The organism is Mangrovicoccus sp. HB161399, assembly GCF_013184745.1.
Taxonomy (GTDB): domain Bacteria; phylum Pseudomonadota; class Alphaproteobacteria; order Rhodobacterales; family Rhodobacteraceae; genus Mangrovicoccus.
This window is the reverse complement of record NZ_JAATVU010000292.1, coordinates 1-675: the sequence shown is the minus strand read 5'-3', so window position 1 is coordinate 675 and position 675 is coordinate 1. Positions and strand designations below refer to the sequence as shown.

The 675-nt window shown below is 61.5% G+C and carries 1 pseudogene; it reads right to left on the bottom strand.

The features are described from left to right. Window positions 1-95: 95 nt before the first annotated feature. Window positions 96-675 (bottom strand): annotated as a pseudogene (locus tag HCC78_RS32965) (IS5 family transposase); the annotation flags it as partial.

Sequence of the window (675 nt, the reverse complement as noted above, 5' to 3'; positions counted from 1 at the left end):
GATACGACAGATGCCCGAAGGTGTTCTTCTCAGCTATCGCCCTCGCGGCAGTCGTTATCTACTGGCTGTGAAACTCAATGTGTCCAGAGCCTAGGTCATGTTGACAAAAAGCGGAGCCAGATGCGGACGGACGCGATGCCGATGAACCCGAGGAAACTCAGGGCGGTCTTGTCATGGCGCGTTGCCACCCGGCGCCACTGCTTGAGCTTGGAGAAGCAGCGTTCGGCCAGGTTGCGCCAGCGGTAGAAGTCGCGGTCGACAGCGCGCCATTCCTTGCGGTTCCGCCGCATCGGGATGACCGCCACGATACCACGTTCCTCGAGCTTTTCCCGTATCTTGTCAGCATCATGGCCCTTGTCGGCGAGGAAATGTTCAGGCTCCGGCAGATCCTGCGCCATCACCAGGTCGAACCCTTTCACGTCAGCCGTCTCGCCGCCGGAGATCTCGCTGCGCATCGGCAGCCCCGCACCGTTCACGCGGAGGTGGATCTTGGTCGTGAAGTGGAAGGCGGATCAGAAAACGATCCGCGGGATCGTTTTCCCGCCGGACAGTCGAGAACGGCCGAAACCTTCCATCTGAGTCCCCCCCCCCTTGAGCCCGCTGCCTGCTGATGGGCGCGGATCACCATTCGGCGCTGCGCTCGGACCAGTGGCGCTTGCGCCTCATTATCGATCA